We start from the raw sequence: 19,289 nt of genomic DNA, 5'->3' as shown, positions 1-19,289 counted from the left end.
TCTGACAGCCGTGGCTCATCATTGACCCACAACAGGAGCAATTCAATGGGTGTCAACTCCGTAACGCTGGTCGGTCGAGCCGGCCGCGATCCCGAAGTCAGGTATTTCGAGTCGGGAAGCATGGTGGCGAATCTGACCATCGCTGTGAACCGCCGCAGCCGTGACGATGAGCCCGACTGGTTCAACCTCGAGATCTGGGGCAAACAGGCTCAGGTGGCGGCGGACTACGTCAAGAAAGGATCTCTGCTTGGAATCATCGGCAGTTTCAAGCTCGACCGCTGGAGCGATCGCAACAGCGGCGAGGAGCGCAGCAAACCAGTGGTGCGAGTTGATCGGCTCGAACTGCTGGGCTCCAAGCGCGACAACCAGGAGGCTGGAGCCAGTTTCGGAGGCGGAAGCCCGAGCGATGAGGAAGTGCCTTTCTGATCATCTGGTCGGTCGCGCAGTCCGTGATCAATCCTCGGACTGACGACGTCTCCAGATCCGAAGGCCCAGCCAGATGCCTCCGGCCAGCACGGCGACAACCAGAAGCGCCTTGATCAGCTTGCTGACAGGGTCGATCCAGACCTCCACGTTGCTGTAACCCTCGCCGAGCACCATGCCGGCGACGGTCAGCAACAATGTCCAGATCAGGCTGCCTGCGGTGGTCCAGATCAGAAAGGGCGTGAACGGCATCAGCTCAATGCCGGCAGGCACCGAGATCAGGGTGCGAATGCCAGGCACCAGACGTCCCCAGAACACCAGGGCAGTTCCATAGCGGTTGAACCAACGTCGACTGCGGGATAACTCTTCAGGGCTGATGCCGATCCAGCGACCATGACGGCTGAGCCATTGCTCGATCCGTTCCTCGTTGATCAGACGACCAATTCCATACCAGGGAAGAGCCCCCAGAACAGTCCCCAGCAGACCCGCAATTACGACAGGAACCAACTGAAGCTGGCCTTGCTGAACGTAGAAGCCTCCCAGAGGCATGATCAACTCCGAGGGGATAGGAGGGAACAGGTTCTCAAGGAACATGGCCGCAAAGATTGCGGCATATCCCGCCCAGGGGTTGGCCTCAACGGCCTGGCCAATGAACTCAGGCAGTTGCGTGATTAGTTCCGGCAATCCCATCAAAAACAGTGGAGCAAGTTCAGTGTTTCACAGATCAACGAGGTCCTGGTAAACAAAAATCCAAAATCGGACGAAGACTCTGAACATAAAGTGCCCAGAGAAAATACGCTCAATGTCAAAAGAGTTGCACATATTGTACCGCCAGAAACCTGCAAGACATCGACAAATTGTTTTCTAGTTATAAGAAATTTACTTCCTGTTTTTAAATCATTTTACCCAACTCGTCTACGCCTGAATTTTGCTTCGAAAAGAACGCAATTGCTGAACTATATTGATGCCAAATCGGTGAAATTCAACAAAAAAGCCAGGTCCGAAGGGAACCTGGCCATACAGACATCCTGAAAGATCAATACCGATAGTGATCGGGCTTGTAAGGACCTTCAACCGGCACATTGATGTAGTCGGCTTGATCCTTGCTGAGCTCAGTGAGCTGGGCGCCAATGCGACCCAAGTGCAGGCGAGCCACCATTTCATCAAGGTGTTTCGGCAGAACGTAAACCTCCTTGCCGTACTCATTGCCCTTGGTGAAGAGCTCGATCTGAGCGAGCACCTGATTGGTGAAGGAGTTGCTCATCACGAAACTGGGATGACCAGTGGCGCAACCCAGATTCACCAGACGTCCTTCCGCCAGAAGGATGATCTTGTTGCCGCTGGGCAGGGTGATGTGATCAACCTGCGGCTTGATGTTCTCCCATTCATAGTCCTTCAGGGAAGCGACATCAATTTCGTTGTCGAAATGACCGATGTTGCAGACGATCGCCTCGTCCTTCATCTTCAATAGGTGCTCATTACGAATCACCTGATAGTTGCCGGTGGCGGTCACGAAGATATCCATCTCTTCAACCACATCCTCCAGACGGACGACGCGATAGCCCTCCATGGCAGCCTGAAGCGCGCAGATCGGATCTACCTCAGCAATACAGACGGTGGCACCCAGCCCACGCAAGGACTGTGCAGAGCCCTTACCGACATCGCCATAGCCGATAACAAGCGCCTGCTTACCGGCCACCATCACGTCGGTGGCACGCTTGATGCTGTCAACCAATGATTCACGACAGCCGTAGAGATTGTCGAATTTGCTCTTGGTGACCGAATCGTTGACGTTGATGGCAGGGAAAGGCAACTCCCCGCTTTTCTGCATTTTGTAGAGACGCGCCACCCCCGTGGTGGTTTCTTCAGTCACACCCTGGATCTGAGCTTTGGTTCGGCTGTAAAAACTTGGGTCCTGAGAGAGCTTCTTCTTGATTGAAGCGAACAGATATGTCTCTTCCTCATTAGAGGGATTGTCGAGAACGGTGATGTCCTGTTCGGCCTTGCTGCCCAGCATCACCAAACCGGTGGCGTCGCCACCGTCATCCAGGATCATGTTGGGAGAACCGCCGTCTCCCCACTCGAGGATGCGGTGGGTGTACTCCCAGTAGTCCTCAAGAGTTTCCCCCTTGACCGCGAACACGGGGATTCCCTGGGCAGCGATTGCGGCAGCAGCGTGATCCTGCGTGGAGAAGATGTTGCATGAGGCCCAACGCACATCGGCGCCGAGTTCGACCAGGGTTTCAATCAGAACCGCGGTCTGGATCGTCATATGCAGCGATCCAGCGATACGCGCTCCCTTCAGGGGCTTTTCACTGCCGTATTTCTTACGCAAGGCCATCAGACCAGGCATTTCGGTCTCAGCGATATCGAGCTCCTTACGACCGAAATCGGCCTGGTTGATATCGGCGATGACGCAATCGACGCCAAGCTTCTGCTCAGCCGCGGACGTAGGCGCTGCCACCATGGTTTCGGTGCTCCCTGAAGGAATGTGGAGTTGAATATCTGCGGAGACGCCGAGGCTTCGGGCTCGCTTATCAAGCAATCTACCGATCGGAGCTGGATCCTGAAGGACCTGGAGGCCACCAGAGCCCTAGGAAGGTATCTAGTGCAACAGCCTCAGCGTCCAACGCTGCTGCTGCTTGAGGGCACTCTGGGAGCGGGTAAGACGTCCCTCGTGCAGGGCATTGCCTCCGAAATGGGAATCAACGAACCGATCACCAGCCCCACTTTTGCTCTCTCACAGCACTACCCCCAGGGCAGACCACCGCTGATTCACATGGATCTCTACCGGCTGGAGCAACAAGCTGCTGCCAATGAACTGTTCCTTCAGGAAGAGGAAGAAGCTTTGGGGATGGGCGCCATGCTCGTTGTGGAATGGGCGGAAAGACTCAGCCTGCAGCTTCCTGAGGCCTGGCGGCTGAAACTGAGCCATCGGGATGACGGCGGTCGACTGGCAAAACTGACACGAAGCGACGCAGGCAACTGCTAGCTAGGAGCCTTTGAGGGAATGTCGAAGTCAGGCCAGGAGACGCTCAGGAATCGAGCTGATCAAGAAACTCCACCACCATGCTGGGCAGAGGCTGCGGATCAATCGCCCCCGCACCGGCACAGACGAGGGCACCGCAGGCAGCCGCGAAACGTACAACCTGCTCCACAACTTTTGCACTGAGCTGAAATGGCTGGCCGGTCAAAGGGATGAGTTTCACCAGTTGATGCAGCAGTCCTGCTGTGAAAGCGTCTCCAGCGCCAGTGGTATCAACAATCTGAGGCGGAGCCAGAACCGGCATTGAACCGCAATGGCCGGCCAGGAACCAACGCACCGGTTGTCCTCCGTCAGTCACCAGAACATCGGGCCGCTGCAACAGAGATGCACTGATCGCTGCTGGATCGCTACTGCGGAAAAGCCACTGCGCCTCCTCCCTGGCCAGCTTGATCAACTGCGCTTTCTCAAGCAGGGGTTGCATCAGAACCAAAGCCTCAGGTGTAGGGCCTGCAAGAGGTTCAGCAGAGCGGTCCCAGAACGTTGGTCGCCAGTTCACATCCAGGGCGATGCGCACACCATCCCGCTCGGCCTGACTGACTGCCGAGCGCAGGGTTGCTAAAGAATCCTGCGTAGCCAGAGGGATGGTGCCAACCAACAGCCAGCGAGCTTCCGCTGCTAGCGCGCACCAGATCGGATCAAGACTGGTCTGAGTCAGAGCCTGATCGGCAAACCCCTCGCCGCGATCACCTGCGAATCCCTGAAAGACACGCTCACCGCTGGAATCACGACGTACAAGCACCACCCGACTGGGCCTTTGCGGGTCAATCTGGAGACCGCGCAGATCAACACCGCGATTACCCAGCATTTCCTGAAAGTTATTGCCGATGACATCGGCACCCAGGCGCCCGATGAAGGCGACGGGAGTTCCAAGTCGGGCCAGCGCACAAGCCACATTGGCAGGAGCCCCACCTAGGCGATCATCACAATCCTTTGGATCAGCAGTGGCAGGGTCACAACCCAGTGGTCCCAGTCGATCAACGAGAGCCTCACCGAGACAAATCACCTGCGGCGCGGAATCAGACATCAGACCTGCGGCGGCTATCAGCAGCCTGGCCAGAAATCAGCTGGACGTCAGGCAGGGCAACGGGAGTTCTGCCCTACTTGCCAGTTGCGCTCCAACGACCGCAACTCAGTGGAGCAAGAAAGCCTCAATCAAGATGCTTTAGCAGTGCTGCAATGATGCGCGAATTCGCTGCGGGGAAAGGGTAATCGGCGAGCTCAGACGGTTTCACCCAGCGCACTTGCTGGCTTGCCAGAGGTTGGGGATCACCTGCAAGCCAATGACAGAGATGAACCTCAAAACGCAGCTTCTTGTGGCTGTAGGCGTGATCAACCTTGATGAGTTCCTGCTCAACCCTGACTTCAATCGCCAGCTCCTCCCTCAACTCCCGGCAGATGGTGTCCGTAATGAGCTCACCAGGCTCCTGCTTACCACCTGGAAATTCCCATAAACCGCCAAGCAGGCCCTCATTGAGGCGCTGATCAATCAGAACCTCACCTGCGTCGTTGATAACCACGCCCACACCGATGACTTGAAAGGGAATCTCGCGAGGTGCCTCTTTCACTGGGTACTGCTGAGGAGAATCGGAAGCGTAGGCAGCGCAAAGCGCATCCCACGGACAAACCTCACAGGAAGGATGACGTGGGGTACAGACCGTGGCACCGAGATCCATCAGAGCCTGATTGAGATTGCGGCTCAAACCAGGAACTGCGTCAATCAGGTTTTCGCTCCAGAGCCAGAACTGGGACTGCGCTCGCATGGGCGGTTCAGGATGGGCATGCAACCGGGCCAGCACACGGCGCACATTGCCATCGAGGATCGCCAGAGGGCTATTGAAAGCCGAAGAAAGAATTCCACCAGCTGTGCTGCGACCGATACCTGGCAACTCCAGCCAGACCTCAGGGTCGACGGGCCAATGACTGGGCTGGTTGAAACCATTGCTCTCAACATCACTGCGCTCAAGCTGAGCGAGCAGCAACCGGGATGTCGCGTGCAGACGACGTGCCCGTGAGTAATAGCCAAGGCCCTGCCAGAGCAAAAGCACCTGCTGTTCTGACGCTGAAGCAAGAAGCTCAAGCCTTGGGAAGGCTTCCATCCAGCGCTTCCAGTAGGGGAGCACTACCTGCAGCTGAGTTTGCTGCAGCATCACTTCAGCGATCCAGATGCCATACGGATCGAGACTCTCCTCAGGAGCAGGCCAACGCCCGTGGGCGGGAAACATCCAGGGCTTTTGAGCAACATCACGGCGTCCGCCGGCGACCCACCACACCAACAGATCAGCAGCCAAGCCCGAGGCCGAATCAGCGTGATCGTTGCCCTCACCCAAACCCAAAGCACTAGTCGTAAACAACTGGCATCCCCGCGGGAGGCGGCGTCATCAATGCCTTGATCTCTTTCTGAACAGACCGCTTGAAACGCTGCCACTGAGGACTCAGCAGGATCTGTTTAACAGCAGCTTCCCCCAGGCGCTGACCCGCTTCCACGTCACTCGGATAATGCATGCCGCATGTCACAAGAGCTGCCATCCCCTAGTGCCCAACCGCCAGCAAACGCTCTCGATGTTCTGGCAGCAGATCCGCCAGAAGCAAGCTTGTGCTCACATACCAAGTGGCATGGCCACTGGGATAGCTCTGCGAAGACTCAAGCGGGAGACAAGGTTTGAGATCCGGATAGCTCAGGAACGGGCGTGACCGGTCATAGACAACCTTGAGCTGGTTTTTGGCCTCATCAACCAAGCGCACAAACTGAGGCACGCCTGCTCCGATGAGTGGCGCTGTCTTCTCAAAATCCGAACCAATGGCCGCTTGGAACCGACCGATCTCCCGACCGAGATAGCTCCATGCATGACCCACCAACCCGGAATCACGAGCAAACTGCTGCCAGCGCAACACCGCCAGATCCCTTTTCAATCGATCACTGCCCGGAAGAGGTGGCTTCCCAACCACATTTGCCAAGGGAGCCAAATTCAACGCAAGCCCATCGGCAGGATTCGCTTCGGCAGGAGTTATTGCGACCGCGCTCACACCAGCTACCAATCCACAGGCAAGAACAGCACGCCGAATCTTCACTGATGGTTGTCGTGCTGCTTGGCCCATCACTTAAACCCCTCCACTCCAGAAGTTGACTCTGTTGCGCAAGCTCGAATCCAATCAATAGGCACATTTGGAATTCAAGGCATCTCCTCCAAAGCCAAAGCAGTGCGCCGGAAACTGCAGCATCACTTCAGCAATCAAGATGGGATAAGGATCAAGGCTCTCCTCGACCACAGGCCACTGACCAGCAGATCTGAACATCCAGGGCTTCTGGAGAGGATCGCAACGTCGATGCCGCACCCACCAACAACAGCTGATCGCTGCAGCGCTCCAGCAATGCAGTGGATCGATCCTTCAAAGCTTGCAGAACTCCCGAGGAAACAGACCACCGAGGTGGTGACGCACCGCCGATGGGTCCTTGCAACCCTGCTGAAACAGGAACCCGGCCATGCCCGCCGGCTCCGGGAGCAGGCGGTATTCATCCCACAAGGGATGTTTCTCAATGAATACACCCATGGCGTGATGCAGATCCTCCGGCAACTGATTTTCCACACCAATCCGGGAGGGCATCGCATCAGGGGTCTCGTGCAACTCAGGCCATCTGCTGTCAAGCAACCATCAGGCCATGCCAACCGACGACCTGTCAAAAAAGCGGATTCCTGCCTAAGTGAATCTCGATGATCGTTGGAACTCAGTGATGCCGGGGGTTCTGGTTTCCCAAAGGCACAGGGCTGCAAAGCCAGCGATGCTCCAGCCGCCGCTCGTGAAGGAGGTTTGGGCTTTTCCCCTGCACTAACCAAAAGCCAGCTCCACAGTTGAGATGCACCTCGACAGCCCTGTGGAAAAACTGTGCAAAACCTGATGGCCACAGCAGGATCAGCCGCTGTTCACCGCTGCTGATCAATCCAACCCGGATGACCAGAAACCTGAATCGCTTGGTTTCACAACAAAGGCCGCAGCGAATGTGCGTACATGCCCTCCGTTGCTGTGTTGTCGGAAAAAAACCGGTAACGTCCTGCCTACCTGAGTGGGATTCAGTGCGGAAAACCCTGTTGTGCACTCTTGCAGCTGCAGCATTGCTGGCGGCCTGCGGAAAGCCCAAACAGGAAGCTCGCATGATGACCGTTCAGACGGCGACGATCTCAGAAGCCACCTTCGAACCGAACATCCAGGCCATCAGCGTTCTGGAATCCACCACCAACGTGGCCCTGCGGCCCGAGACCGACGGCCGTGTGGTTCGGGTGCTGGCCAGGGATGGTCAACAGGTCAAGGCGGGACAACCGATCCTGGTGCTGGACAACGTGCAGGAGAGCGCTGCACTCGATGCAGCAAGAGCTCAGGCCCGGACCGACAAACTCAACGCGGAGAGATACGAATTCCTGTTCAAGAACGGAGCCACGTCAGCCAAAGAGCGTGATCGGTACGTCACGCAGGCGATTGCGTCCCGTGATCAGGCCCGAAGCTCAGCAGCAGACCTCGGCTACAAATTTGTCCGATCACCGATTGACGGCATCGTCGGTGACCTCGACAAGGTGAAGCTTGGTGATTACGTGAAGACCGGCCAGGCCATCACAGGCATCGTGAATAACTCAACCCTGTGGACCCTGATGCAGATTCCTGCAACGCAGGCAGGGGATGTTGCGATCGGGCAGAGCGTGAAAGTGGTCTCGCAGGGGAATCCTCCGGTGCAGGGAAAGGGGTCGGTGGTGTTCATCTCTCCCTATTTCGGAATGAGCGGCAACACAAGTACGCCCAATACCTTGATGGTGAAAGCTGAATTCCCGAATCTCACCGGAAAACTGAAAACCGGTCAATACGTGAAGAGTGCAATCATCACTGGAAGCAAGAAATCGCTGGCAGTTCCTGTGCAGGCAGTGATGATGCAGGCGGAACAACCATTCGTTTACAAGCTCATACCTTTAAGCAGAGCCCTGCCCAAGATCAAGGCCTCCGCAACTGTCCCTGCATCAACGAAGAAAAAACTGGAGAAGCTGCCTGCCAGTACGCCGGTCGTTGTGCAGACACCAGTGCAACTGGGCCCACTGCAGAACAATCTCTACCCGGTGAAATCAGGGCTGAATCAGGCTGACGTCGTGGCGATCAGCAACACCAGTCGACTGCGCAGCGGCATGCCAGTGAAAGTGGCTCCCGCCAACACAACCAGCGGCAGCAGCTCGACCAAGGGCGCAAAGGACTGAACCCGAGATGTCCTTTTCCGACAAATTCATCAAACGGCCGGTCCTGACAACTGTCTGCAGCATTCTGATCGTGCTCGTTGGCCTGATCAGCATTCCGAATCTGCCGATCGCCAATCTCCCGAACATCGCCAATCCGCTCATTCAGGTTTCGTCCGTTTACGGAGGTGCCAATGCAGAGGTGACCGAGCAGGCGGTGACCAATCCACTGGAGCAGCAGATCAACGGTGTCCCCGGGATCAGTTACATCTCCTCCAACAGCGACATGGAGGGAAACAGCACGATCAGCGTTTATTTCGATGAAACAACCGACATCGATATTGACCAGGTCAATGTGCAGAACAGGGTGACCCTGGCGATGCCGCAGCTGCCTTCCCAGGTTCAATCCACTGGCGTTTCGGTCAAACAGAGCACACCCTCTATTCTGCTCGCCTACGAGGTGGGTTCGAGCGAAGGCCAGTTTGACGCCGGCTATCTCAATGGACTGATCTACGAGCAGTTGTACTACCCGCTCTCAAGAGTTGAAGGTGTGGCAACGGTCACCGTCTACGGCGGTGCCAACCCTGCCTTCTGGCTGTTCGTGGATCCCGACAAACTGGCAGCCAATGGCCTTACATCCGAGGATGTGATTTCAGCTGTGCAATCACAGAACACCGTTGCAGTTGGCGGTCTGGTCGGAGGGCCACCAGCTACCGGCGATCAGGCCTTCACCTACCCGATTCTTGTTGAAAACAACGGCAATCTGATCTCGATCGAGCAGTTCGAGAATCTGATCATCAACCGCAGCGAGAACGGCAATCTGCTGAAGCTGCGTGATGTGGGAGAAGTTCGTTACGGCACTAACACTTACTCGATTCAGGCCACTGACAAAAAAAATCATCCCTCTCTGACTGTGGCCGTTTATCAGACGCCATCCAGCAATGCACTGGACGTCTCCAACGCCGTGGTGGAGCAGATGAATCAGTTTGCAGCAACGGTTCCTCCTGGCGTGCAGGTCAATCAGATCTATGACATCGGTCAGTTCATTGAAGCCTCCGTTGATGGCGTCATTGACGCACTCGGCCTGGCAATCGTGCTCGTGCTGATCATCCTGTTTCTGTTCCTGCAGAACTGGAGGGCCACCATCGTCCCCAGCCTGGCCATCCCGATCTCGCTGGTGGGCACCTTTGCCTTTCTGAACGTTTTCGGCTTTTCGATCAATCAGCTCACACTGCTGGGCCTTGTCCTGGCAACAGGACTTGTTGTGGACGATGCCATCGTGGTGATTGAAGCGGTCTCAAGCAATATCGAAAAAGGCATGCGACCCAGGCAGGCAGCGCTTGAGTGCATGGGAGAACTTTTCGGCGCACTTGTGGCAACAGCCCTAGTGCTGATGGCGGTGTTCGCGCCTGTCGCCTTTTATCCCGGCGGCATCGGCATCATCTACAAACAATTTGCACTGACGATCGCCTTCTCGATCGCCATCTCAGCGTTCAACGCACTGACCTTCTCCCCGATGCTTTCGGGGCTGATCCTTCCAAAGGACCAGCCCAGGCAACCCAAGGGCTGGGGATGGATCGTCGCCGGAGTGATCGTGGGGCTTGCCTTCGGCAAGTTCAGCGCCAATTCATTCGGCAACTGGACCTACGTAGCCGGAGTGCTGATCGGTGGGTTCGCAGGAGCCAATCTCTCCAGGATCTTCAGCAGCTTCAACGCTGGCTTCGATCGACTGCAGAAGGCCTACGCCAATTTGCTTGAGAGATTGATCCAAGCAAGAAAGCTTGTTATGGGCGGGCTGGTAGCAGGCATCGTGATTACCCTGCTGGCCTTCACCGCCATTCCCAGTGCCTTCATCCCAGAGGAGGATCAGGGATACGGACTGGGCATCTTCCAACTTCAGAATGGTGCTTCCCTGGTTGAGACCAAGAAACTCGGTACTCAGATCGCCGAAGTGCTCAGCAAGGAAACTGATATTGAGAACGCGTCCATCATCAGCGGATCAGGCTTCAACGGCTCCAGTCCGGACCAGGGTCTGTTCTTCTTCGGACTCAAACCGCTTTCGGAACGCAAGGGAAGTCAGCACAGCGCCGAAGCCATCATCGACAGGCTCAATGCTCAGCTGATCGACCTTAGCGGAGGTCTTGCGGTGGCTATCGGCCCACCTGCGGTTCCAGGCTTTTCAGCCCAGGGAGGCTTTTATTTCCAGTTCAACGATCTCAGCAACGGCTCTTACAACTTCAACGAGCTCTCAGAAATGGCTGGCGAGCTCATCAAGACCGCTAACGCAAGCGGAGATTTCTCAAACGTCTACACGCAGTTCAACCCCAGCTCTCCCGCCGTGGGCCTCTCGATCGATCGCGACGTGATGGGCGCACTGAACGTCGACTATCAGCAGGCGATGGACACCATCGCTGTGCTTGCCGGAGGCAACTACTCAGGCCTGACTTATGAGAGTGGACAGGTTCGCAACATCTATGTGCAGGGACAGGCTGAACAGCGCAAGAGCGTCGATGACATCCTCAGCAGTTACGTGCGCAGCAGAGATGGTGAGCTAATTCAGGTCTCCCAGTTCGCGAGCGCCGATTTGAGCAGCGCTCCACCCGTGATCAGTCACTACAACCTCTACCGCTCGATTCTCATCCAAGGTGCAGAAGCCGTTGGCAAGAGCAGTGGACAGGCGCTCACAGCCATCCAGCAGATCTTCAACAAACAGAATTACACCAACATCGGCTATGCCTTCACAGGTCTGGCCGCTCTTCAGCTCTCCGCAGGCAGCGCAAGCGTTCTTGTGTTCGGCCTTGGCCTATTGATTGTCTATCTGGTGCTCTCCGCTCAATATGAGAGCTACGTCACGCCGGTGGTGATTCTTGCCACGGTTCCACTGGCGATGCTGGGAGCACTGGCCTTCCTCGGCATCCGCTCGATCGACCTCAACATCTACGCGCAGGTAGGTCTCGTGACTCTGATCGGGCTCGCAGCTAAAAACGGAATCCTGATTGTGGAGGTCGCTGAGCAAAGGCTTGAACAAGGAAAAACTGCTGCTGAAGCGGTGATCGAATCAGCAGAATCACGGCTTCGTCCGATTCTGATGACCGCCATCGCTGCACTTGCAGGCTTTCTGCCTCTGGTTGTGGCCAACGGAGCCGGAGCCCACAGTCAGCAGTCACTGGGCACAGTGATTTTCGGAGGTCTGGTGGTGGCCACGGTGCTGTCTCTGGGTGTCGTTCCACCCTTTTATGTGGTGATCAAGGGGCTTGAGTCACGCTGGTTCGGCAAGAACCAGCAGGATGGCAGCGACAATGCATCTATCGCCGGTGCCGGCTGAAGCTCACTGGACCTGGGAACGACCAAACGGTTCCTGCCTGGATGTCGCCTGGCAATGTCATGGTGAAGCCACTGATCAATCGGAACAAGACACTGCTCAGGCAATGGTGCTGGTTCACGGCTTCGGCGCCAGCAGCCATCACTGGCGCCATAATCTGCCTGTTTTAGGGAAGTACACCCGCACCTATGCCCTTGACCTGATCGGATTCGGTGCCAGCAGTCAACCTCGGGCTTTGCTGCCGGGAGAACGACCAGGTCCAGACCAGGCAGATGGCTCTGAAGCACTCACCTACAGCTTCGATCTCTGGGGTATGCAGGTCGCTGATTTCTGCAAGGAAGTGGTGCAGAGGCCAGTGGTGCTCGTGGGGAACTCAATCGGTGGAGTGGTGACACTACGCGCCGCACAGCTGCTCGGCAATCGCTGCAAAGGCGTTGTATTGATCGACTGTGCCCAGCGCCTGATGGACGACAAACAACTCGCCAGCCAGCCTGCCTGGATGGCCTGGATTCGACCATTGTTGAAGTTGCTGGTCAGCCAGCGCTGGCTGAGCTCAGCACTGTTCCGAAATGCAGCACGACGCAGTGTGATTCGTAGCGTGCTGGGCCAGGCCTACCCCAGCGGCGCCAACGTCGATGATGAGCTGGTGGAACTTCTCTACAGGCCAACGCAGCGCAACGGCGCCGCAGAAGCATTCCGCGGATTCATCAACCTGTTTGATGACCATCTCGCGCCAGATCTTTTCAAAAATCTGCATCAACCGGTTCACCTGATTTGGGGAGAAAAGGATCCCTGGGAGCCTGTAGAAGAGGCACATAGATGGGCAGAAACTTTCCCATGCATACAATCAATATTTGTATTACCCGACAAAGGACATTGCCCGCACGATGAACAACCAGAAAAAGTAAACAAGTTGTTAGTACAATATTTTAAGAACATTAAACATTAGTTAGTATAACATTTTTTAGTAAATATTAAATTGAAAACTTGATCTGAGGCATCTCAGCAAGCAACATAAGCCTCAACCTGGTCACTCAGACGACGCAATCCAGCTAAACCATCACGCTCCAAGTTGCGGACACGATCCCGACTGATACCGATCACGCGGCCGATGCCCGTGAGGCTCATCGGGTCTTCACCGTCCATTCCATACCTCATCCGCAGCACCCGTTCCTGCAGTTCTGGCAGCTGCCCCAGCAGATCGCGCAGATCTCCCTTCAGGCATTCACCTTCCACCTGTTCACTCGGCAGTTCTCCATCGCCTGCCAGCAGATCCAGCAATTCGGTGTCATCTCCGTCGCCCACCTTCATCTCAAGGCTCACCGGCTGACGTGCGCGGCACATCAGTTCCTTCACCTCTTCCTCAGGCAGCTCCACAAATCCAGCCAGCTCCGTCACCGATGGCGTGCGACCAAGCTCCTGGCTCAGTTCACGCTGACCTTTCTTCAGCTTGTTCAGCATCTCCGTGATGTGGATCGGCAGACGGATCGTTCTGCTCTTCTCCGCAATCGCACGCGTGATTCCCTGACGGATCCACCAGTACGCGTAGGTGCTGAACTTGTATCCCCTGGTCGGGTCGAACTTCTCCACACCACGCACCAGACCGATCGTTCCCTCCTGGATCAGATCCAGCAGCTCCATGTTCCGCTTGGTGTATTTCTTGGCGACACTCACCACCAAACGCAGGTTCGCTGCCACCATCCGCTCCTTGGCACGGCGACCAGCCTGAAGTTTGCGCTTGAGCTGCACTGCACTCAGACCTGCTGCCTTGGCAAGGTCGGCTGCAGGCACTTTCTCCCCACCGCGCTGATCACTCAGTTCCGCTTCTTGCGCCTCCAGATCCATCAGTTCCTGCACCTGACGACCCAACGTGATTTCCTGCTGATGGCTCAGCAGCGGTACACGGCCGATATCCCGCAGATAGGAACGCACCAGGTCGACATCAGCCCCCGCTGATCTCACAGCAACAGGCTTGCCGATAGAACCCTTGGAGGGAGCCGCTTTTGAGGGAACAACTTGGAGAGATGTCGCTACAGACGCAGCGGCGATAGCAGGTGCCATGACGCTTCATTGAGTTGTGTAAAGCGTACTCCTAAGAAACGTAAACGTCCTCTCAGAAATGAGCGAAAGCTTGTAATTGGGTAGAAATACCTGTGGCCGTGAGCAGCTGAGGCATGTTGATCAGCAGCCATTGCGCGGTTTTTAGATAGATCAGAGTGCCCACCACATCAGTGCAGGTGGTGATGAAAGGAGTGGACATAAGCGCCGGATCCCAGCCAAGACGGTTGAACAGCAATGGAAAACCAGCCCCGGCAGTCGCTGCCAAAGTCGTGATCGCCAACAAGCTTGTCCCCACGGACAGACCCACCAAAGGGCTTTGGCCACGCCACCAGGCAAAAGGAACCACCAGCAACATCATCAACAGACCCAGCAACAGACCAGCGGCGGCTTCGCGCGCCACAGCCCTGAGCTGACCAAGTGAGGTGATGCTCTGCGTGCTCAAACCACGAATCACCACAGTTGAGCTCTGGGCGCCGACGTTGCCACCGGTTCCTGCCAGCAGAGGGATGAAGGCGGCAAGCAGCACCACTTCCTTCAGCACCTCTTCATTGAGTGCGATGACTTCAGAGGTGACCAAGCTGGCGACCACCAGCACAGACAGCCACACAACCCGGCGTCGAGCAACGGTGAACAGGTTGCTCTGGAAGTAATCGTCTTCATCGCCGGCCTCCACCGCACCGGCTGCGTAAAGATCACGCGTCGCCTCCTGCTCGATCACATCGATCACGTCATCAACCGTGACGATGCCCACAAGACGACGCTCCCGGTCAACGACCGGAACGGCAAGAAAGTCATAACGCTGGATGGCCCTTGCCACCTCCTCCTGATCCGTGTCGGTCTTGACGCTGACAACGTCCCTGGTCATCACATCGCCGATGCGGTCCTCAGGGTCTGCTGTGACGAGGTCCCGAAGGGACAGGATTCCGGTGAGATGACGCTGTCCGTCGGTGACGTACAAGCTGTAGATCGTCTCGGTATCACGTGCTCGCCTCCGAACGATCGTGAGCGCCTGAGCTGCACTCTGAAACTCTTTCAGATCGATGTACTCCGTGGTCATCAAACGACCAGCCGTCTCGCTGTCGTAACCGAGAAGCTGAGCTGTCACGCGACGCTCAACCGGACTGAGCTCTGCCAGCAGGCGGCGCACCACCTTGGCAGGGAGCTCATCGAACAAACGCACTCGGTCGTCAGGGGACATTTCCTCCACCAGCTCGAGCACTTCACCGGAGCGCAAGCGCTCAAGCAGGCTCTGCTGAACAGGAGGCTCGAGATACTCATAGACCTCGATCGCCTCGTCTTTGCGCAACAGACGAAAGGCAAGAGCCTGCTTCGTGCGGGGAAGGCTACCGATCGCTTCGGCCACATCAACCGGCTGCACTGGGGCCAGAAGAATCTTGACACCGTCGTAGTTCCCAACGCTCAGCATCGATTCCAGCTGACGAGCGACCACTTCCACAACCATCTGGTGAGAAGGTGCATCACTCAGAACAATGCTCTCACTGGAGTCCGGTGCCCGATCCATGCCCGTACCCAGCGCACCAAAGTTTATGCCGATGCAAGACGGTTATCGTCTGCGGCATTCCATAAGCAACCCCATGGCTCCCAGCATCAGCACCGTTTCCGTGCGCACCCCGGACGGCAGCGAGAAATCTCTTGGTGCCTATTCCGGCAAAGTGCTGTTGATCGTGAACGTGGCCAGCCGCTGCGGCTTCACCAAGCAATACGCCGGACTTCAGGCTCTGCAAGACAAGTACGGCGATCAAGGCCTCCGCGTTCTGGGCTTTCCCTGCAACGACTTCGGAGCTCAGGAGCCGGGAAGCCTGGAAGAAATCAAAAGCTTCTGCTCGACCACCTACGGCGCCAGTTTCGAGCTGTTCGACAAGGTGCATGCAACCGGCAGCACAACGGAGCCCTACACAACACTGAATCAAACAGAGCCGGCCGGCTCTGTGGAGTGGAATTTCGAAAAATTCCTTGTCGGCAAGGACGGTACCGTTCTCAAACGCTTTAAAAGTGGTGTCGCTCCTGAAGATGCAGAGCTCAATAGCTCTATTGAGGCGGCTCTGAAAGCCTGAGCACCAGTGCGCTGATATTTCGGCCGATCAACAGACCAAGGGCTGCGCCCCCAAGGCCCAGCCCGAGTGTCATTCCGATCAGTCCCAGCGCCGCAAGTGGCTCTCCCGAAACAATCAGATCCACACTATTGACCATCCAGCTGCTGAAGGTGGTCAATGAACCGCAAAAACCAATCCCTGCGAGCAGCTGAAGCCTTGGCCGATACGGCAGACCTGACAACAGACCCAGGATCAGGGATCCGAACACATTCACCAGAACGTCGCGATCATGCAAAACGACGCTGAATTGCCAGCGCAACAAGGCACCAGGGACCGCTCCAACCGCGACCAGCAGCAGCTCCTGAAGCTCGGTGCCCAAAGACGGGGTGTGTTCAGGCATCGATCAGACCAAGACTGAAGCCTGCAGCAGCCGCAAAGAGCCCGACCATCACAGAGCCAGTGGTGAGCAAAGCGGCTTCACGCCAACGACGTTCTCGCAGGGTGACCAGGACTTCTACTGCGAAAGTGGAAAAAGTGCTGAGGCTTCCGAAAAAACCGGTTCCCACCATCAGGATCAGCGCCGATGTATCCGCTTGACCAACTGATCCGTCACATAACCCTGCTCTCTGCAGACCAAGCACCAGACCCAGAGAAAAAGCAGCAACAAGATTCACCAGAAAGGTGCCCCAGTGCTTACGAGGAACGAGAGGTTCAAAGTGGTTCACCACCCTCAAACGCAACCAGGCGCCTGGAATGGCCCCGAGTCCGACCATCAGAGCCTCATAAGGGCTGACATCAGCGATGAACCCAGCCTCGCTGTTGCTCGACGGAGCCGGAAAGTACGGAACCAGTCGCGACCTGCACCTGAATCCAGTCACTCCCGTCCTCACTGCGCCAACGACGCAACAAATGCAACGGAGTGCCAATCTCAAGCCTCTGCAGAACGGGAGCTGCAACAAGCGGACTGCCCTGAAGCAGACAGTCGTCACCACTGAGCAAAGGATCACTGCTCTGATGCCGACGAATCTGAGGTAATCGGCGCTCAGCCCCACCTGCTGGCAAGGCGACAGGCCCGAACAGAGACACGCCAAGCAGCCAGCTCCAGCGCAACATCATCGTTGTCGAACGATTCATCAGATGTCGAGCGCCGCCATGTCGAGCTCAGCACTGTGGGTTTCAATGAATTCGCGACGAGGGGCAACTTTGTCACCCATGAGGATCGTGAAGATACGATCAGCCTCAAGGGCGTCTTCAATCTCCACTCGCTTCATGGTGCGGGTCGTGGGATCCATTGTGGTTTCCCAAAGCTGCTGCGGCATCATTTCCCCTAATCCCTTGAATCGCTGAATGTTGTAATTGGCCTTTTCACCAAATCCATCCAGGGTTTTCTGTAATTGGGATTCGTTGTAGCAATAATTATGTTTCTTTCCTCGCTCAACTTTATAAAGAGGCGGGCAGGCAATATAAATATAACCACCCTCAACTAATTCTTTCTGGTAACGATAGAAGAATGTAAGCAACAATGTGCGGATATGCGCTCCATCAACATCAGCATCAGTCATGATTACAACGCGGTGATAGCGAAGATTCTTCACATCAAAATCCTCACCTTTGATGCCGAGGCCAAGTGCTGTGATCAGCGCCTGAATTTCCGTGTTTTTGTAGATCTTGGCATCATCGGTCTTCTCAATATTGAGAATTTTGCCCCGCAACGGCAGGATCGCCTGAAAGCGTCGGTCGCGACCTTGCTTGGCAGAGCCCCCGGCTGAATCACCCTCAACGATATAGATCTCGGATTCGGCAGGATCCCTGGAACTGCAATCAGCCAGCTTGCCAGGCAACGTTGAACTCTCCAGAACACTCTTACGCCTTACAAGTTCACGAGCACGGCGTGCAGCTTCGGCGGCATTGAAGGCCTGAATTGCCTTCTCCAGGATCATGTCGATCACCCCTGGATTGAATTCCAAATACTGGCTGAGAGCCTCACCAACAAGATTGTCAACAATGCCGCGAACTTCTGTATTACCAAGCTTGGTTTTCGTCTGACCTTCAAATTCAGGTTCAGGAACTTTGACAGACAAAACAGCCGTTAGTCCCTCTCGAATGTTTTCCCCTGCAAGATTCGAATCGGACTCCTTTCTCTTACCCCGCTTGCGAGCGAAGGTGTTGAGCGTGCGAGTCAAAACTGTTTTCAGACCTTCAATATGAGTACCACCATCAACTGTGCGGATATTGTTGGCAAAACCAAGAATGCTGTCGGAATAGGCATCCACACACCACTGGAGCGCTGCCTCAATAGAGACACCATCTTTTTCAGCATTCACATAAATGATCTCAGGATGTAATGCATCCTTTTCAGCATTCATGTAGGCAACATATTCCTTAATTCCACCCTCGTAGAAATACACCTCTTCATGCGGATTGCCTTCTGCATCACAAGCGCACTCGCGCTCATCGCGAAAGACAATTTTCACACCACCATTGAGGTAGGCAAGCTCACGCAATCGTGCCGAGAGAGTGGCGTAATCGAACTCGATGCCGACTGTGAAAATTTCGACATCGGGCTTGAAGCGAACACTCGTTCCTGTGAGTCCGTTTTCATCGGCAGGCTGGTCTTCCGACTGGAGACTTCCGATTGGAGCACCACGCTCAAAGCGCTGACGGTGCACCTTGGACTGACGGCGAACGGTGACCTCTACCCATTCGCTCAGTGCATTGACAACTGAAACGCCGACGCCATGCAGACCACCGGAAACCTTGTATCCACCTGCACCAAACTTGCCACCGGCGTGAAGCACGGTAAGCACGGTTTCCAGAGCACTCTTGCCCGTACGCGGGTGAACATCCGTTGGAATGCCTCGGCCGTTGTCGGTGATGCAAGCGGAGCCATCCTCGGCAAGGACAACCTGAATCTGGGTGCAGTGGCCCGCCAGGGCTTCATCCACAGAGTTGTCGACCACCTCATAAACGAGGTGATGGAGTCCTCTCGGCCCGGTGGAGCCGATATACATACCAGGGCGTTTTCGAACAGGCTCGAGGCCTTCAAGCACCTGGATTTGTTCGGCGCCATAGGCCGCCTGTACTTTCGCGGCTTCGCTCATGCGATCTGGATCGGCCAGGCTTCCTGTCAGGGTGAATCTACCACTGGCTTGCCAGAGACGCTTGCAGAGGCCTCT

At 55.9% G+C, this 19,289-nt stretch carries 20 protein-coding genes; 6 read left to right on the top strand and 14 right to left on the bottom strand.

Features of this window, described 5'->3' with window-relative positions:
* Nucleotides 1-45: 45 nt before the first annotated feature.
* Nucleotides 46-426: a single-stranded DNA-binding protein gene (locus tag SIB56_RS12120; RefSeq protein ID WP_413324180.1), complete on the top strand. Its 381-nt coding sequence runs from the start codon at nucleotides 46-48 to the stop codon at nucleotides 424-426.
* A gap of 27 nt (nucleotides 427-453) precedes the next feature.
* Here SIB56_RS12120 and SIB56_RS12115 read toward each other — a convergent pair whose 3' ends face one another.
* Nucleotides 454-1,113, bottom strand: coding sequence for a DedA family protein (locus tag SIB56_RS12115; protein ID WP_413324179.1), 660 nt, complete (start codon nucleotides 1,111-1,113; stop codon nucleotides 454-456).
* A 346-nt stretch (nucleotides 1,114-1,459) separates the two neighbouring features.
* Nucleotides 1,460-2,890, bottom strand: coding sequence for an adenosylhomocysteinase (gene ahcY, locus SIB56_RS12110; RefSeq protein WP_413324178.1), 1,431 nt, complete (start codon nucleotides 2,888-2,890; stop codon nucleotides 1,460-1,462).
* A 30-nt stretch (nucleotides 2,891-2,920) separates the two neighbouring features.
* On the opposite strand from ahcY, the gene tsaE reads away from it, so the two are divergent.
* Complete coding sequence (gene tsaE / locus SIB56_RS12105; protein WP_413327370.1) at nucleotides 2,921-3,415, top strand: tRNA (adenosine(37)-N6)-threonylcarbamoyltransferase complex ATPase subunit type 1 TsaE; 495 nt, start codon at nucleotides 2,921-2,923, stop codon at nucleotides 3,413-3,415.
* Between the two features lie 43 nt (nucleotides 3,416-3,458).
* Here the strand turns inward: tsaE and SIB56_RS12100 are convergent, their stop codons facing one another.
* The 6 genes from SIB56_RS12100 to SIB56_RS12075 form a co-directional block, all read right to left on the bottom strand.
* A complete protein-coding gene (locus SIB56_RS12100; RefSeq protein ID WP_413324177.1) occupies nucleotides 3,459-4,493 on the bottom strand; it encodes a carbohydrate kinase family protein in 1,035 nt (344 codons plus the stop codon).
* Between the two features lie 124 nt (nucleotides 4,494-4,617).
* Nucleotides 4,618-5,757, bottom strand: coding sequence for an 8-oxo-dGTP diphosphatase MutT (gene mutT, locus SIB56_RS12095; protein WP_413324176.1), 1,140 nt, complete (start codon nucleotides 5,755-5,757; stop codon nucleotides 4,618-4,620).
* Nucleotides 5,758-5,806: 49 nt separating this feature from the next.
* Complete coding sequence (locus SIB56_RS12090) at nucleotides 5,807-5,971, bottom strand: hypothetical protein (RefSeq protein ID WP_413324175.1); 165 nt, start codon at nucleotides 5,969-5,971, stop codon at nucleotides 5,807-5,809.
* A gap of 27 nt (nucleotides 5,972-5,998) precedes the next feature.
* A complete protein-coding gene (locus tag SIB56_RS12085) occupies nucleotides 5,999-6,538 on the bottom strand; it encodes a PA-phosphatase (protein ID WP_413324174.1) in 540 nt (179 codons plus the stop codon).
* A 178-nt stretch (nucleotides 6,539-6,716) separates the two neighbouring features.
* The gene (locus SIB56_RS12080; RefSeq protein WP_413324173.1) at nucleotides 6,717-6,860 is read right to left on the bottom strand and encodes a hypothetical protein; all 144 of its coding nucleotides are present in this window, start codon (nucleotides 6,858-6,860) and stop codon (nucleotides 6,717-6,719) included.
* Nucleotides 6,857-7,072, bottom strand: a complete 216-nt coding sequence (locus SIB56_RS12075; RefSeq protein ID WP_413324172.1) for a DUF2811 domain-containing protein — start codon at nucleotides 7,070-7,072, stop codon at nucleotides 6,857-6,859. The genes SIB56_RS12080 and SIB56_RS12075 overlap by 4 nt, the downstream gene beginning before the upstream one ends.
* A 467-nt stretch (nucleotides 7,073-7,539) precedes the next feature.
* Here SIB56_RS12075 and SIB56_RS12070 point away from each other — a divergent pair, with 467 nt between their 5' ends.
* The 3 genes from SIB56_RS12070 to SIB56_RS12060 are packed head-to-tail and all read left to right on the top strand — an operon-like array spanning nucleotide 7,540 to nucleotide 12,947.
* Nucleotides 7,540-8,700 (top strand): efflux RND transporter periplasmic adaptor subunit, encoded by a 1,161-nt coding sequence (locus tag SIB56_RS12070; RefSeq protein ID WP_413324171.1) that lies wholly within the window; start codon nucleotides 7,540-7,542, stop codon nucleotides 8,698-8,700.
* A gap of 7 nt (nucleotides 8,701-8,707) precedes the next feature.
* The gene (locus SIB56_RS12065; protein ID WP_413324170.1) at nucleotides 8,708-12,001 is read left to right on the top strand and encodes an efflux RND transporter permease subunit; all 3,294 of its coding nucleotides are present in this window, start codon (nucleotides 8,708-8,710) and stop codon (nucleotides 11,999-12,001) included.
* Nucleotides 11,976-12,947, top strand: a complete 972-nt coding sequence (locus SIB56_RS12060; RefSeq protein WP_413324169.1) for an alpha/beta fold hydrolase — start codon at nucleotides 11,976-11,978, stop codon at nucleotides 12,945-12,947. The genes SIB56_RS12065 and SIB56_RS12060 overlap by 26 nt, the downstream gene beginning before the upstream one ends.
* Before the next feature lie 53 nt (nucleotides 12,948-13,000).
* On the opposite strand, the gene SIB56_RS12055 is transcribed toward SIB56_RS12060, so the two are convergent.
* Both SIB56_RS12055 and mgtE read right to left on the bottom strand, forming a co-directional pair.
* A complete protein-coding gene (locus SIB56_RS12055; RefSeq protein WP_413324168.1) occupies nucleotides 13,001-14,059 on the bottom strand; it encodes an RpoD/SigA family RNA polymerase sigma factor in 1,059 nt (352 codons plus the stop codon).
* 52 nt (nucleotides 14,060-14,111) lie between these two features.
* On the bottom strand, nucleotides 14,112-15,521 hold the full coding sequence (gene mgtE, locus SIB56_RS12050) for a magnesium transporter (protein WP_413327368.1): 1,410 nt from the start codon (nucleotides 15,519-15,521) through the stop codon (nucleotides 14,112-14,114).
* 133 nt (nucleotides 15,522-15,654) lie between these two features.
* Here mgtE and SIB56_RS12045 point away from each other — a divergent pair, with 133 nt between their 5' ends.
* On the top strand, nucleotides 15,655-16,134 hold the full coding sequence (locus SIB56_RS12045) for a glutathione peroxidase (RefSeq protein ID WP_413324167.1): 480 nt from the start codon (nucleotides 15,655-15,657) through the stop codon (nucleotides 16,132-16,134).
* On the opposite strand, the gene SIB56_RS12040 is transcribed toward SIB56_RS12045, so the two are convergent.
* The 4 genes from SIB56_RS12040 to gyrB are packed head-to-tail and all read right to left on the bottom strand — an operon-like array spanning nucleotide 16,109 to nucleotide 19,214.
* Nucleotides 16,109-16,513 carry a fluoride efflux transporter FluC gene (locus SIB56_RS12040; RefSeq protein WP_413324166.1) on the bottom strand — a complete coding sequence of 135 codons (405 nt, stop codon included), beginning with the start codon at nucleotides 16,511-16,513 and terminating at the stop codon, nucleotides 16,109-16,111. The two genes, SIB56_RS12045 and SIB56_RS12040, sit on opposite strands and share 26 nt — an antisense overlap.
* On the bottom strand, nucleotides 16,506-16,916 hold the full coding sequence (locus SIB56_RS12035) for a fluoride efflux transporter FluC (RefSeq protein ID WP_413327366.1): 411 nt from the start codon (nucleotides 16,914-16,916) through the stop codon (nucleotides 16,506-16,508). The genes SIB56_RS12040 and SIB56_RS12035 overlap by 8 nt, the downstream gene beginning before the upstream one ends.
* Nucleotides 16,909-17,247 carry an SH3 domain-containing protein gene (locus SIB56_RS12030; RefSeq protein WP_413324165.1) on the bottom strand — a complete coding sequence of 113 codons (339 nt, stop codon included), beginning with the start codon at nucleotides 17,245-17,247 and terminating at the stop codon, nucleotides 16,909-16,911. The genes SIB56_RS12035 and SIB56_RS12030 overlap by 8 nt, the downstream gene beginning before the upstream one ends.
* On the bottom strand, nucleotides 17,247-19,214 hold the full coding sequence (gene gyrB, locus SIB56_RS12025; protein ID WP_413324164.1) for a DNA topoisomerase (ATP-hydrolyzing) subunit B: 1,968 nt from the start codon (nucleotides 19,212-19,214) through the stop codon (nucleotides 17,247-17,249). Before gyrB ends, SIB56_RS12030 begins: the two co-directional genes overlap by 1 nt.
* Nucleotides 19,215-19,289 lie beyond the last annotated feature (75 nt).

Origin of the sequence: Synechococcus sp. MIT S9503 (genome assembly GCF_047304175.1) — a bacterium.
Lineage (GTDB): Bacteria > Cyanobacteriota > Cyanobacteriia > PCC-6307 > Cyanobiaceae > Synechococcus_C.
Note: the sequence above shows the minus strand (reverse complement) of the source record. Positions and strands in the feature narration are given on the sequence as shown.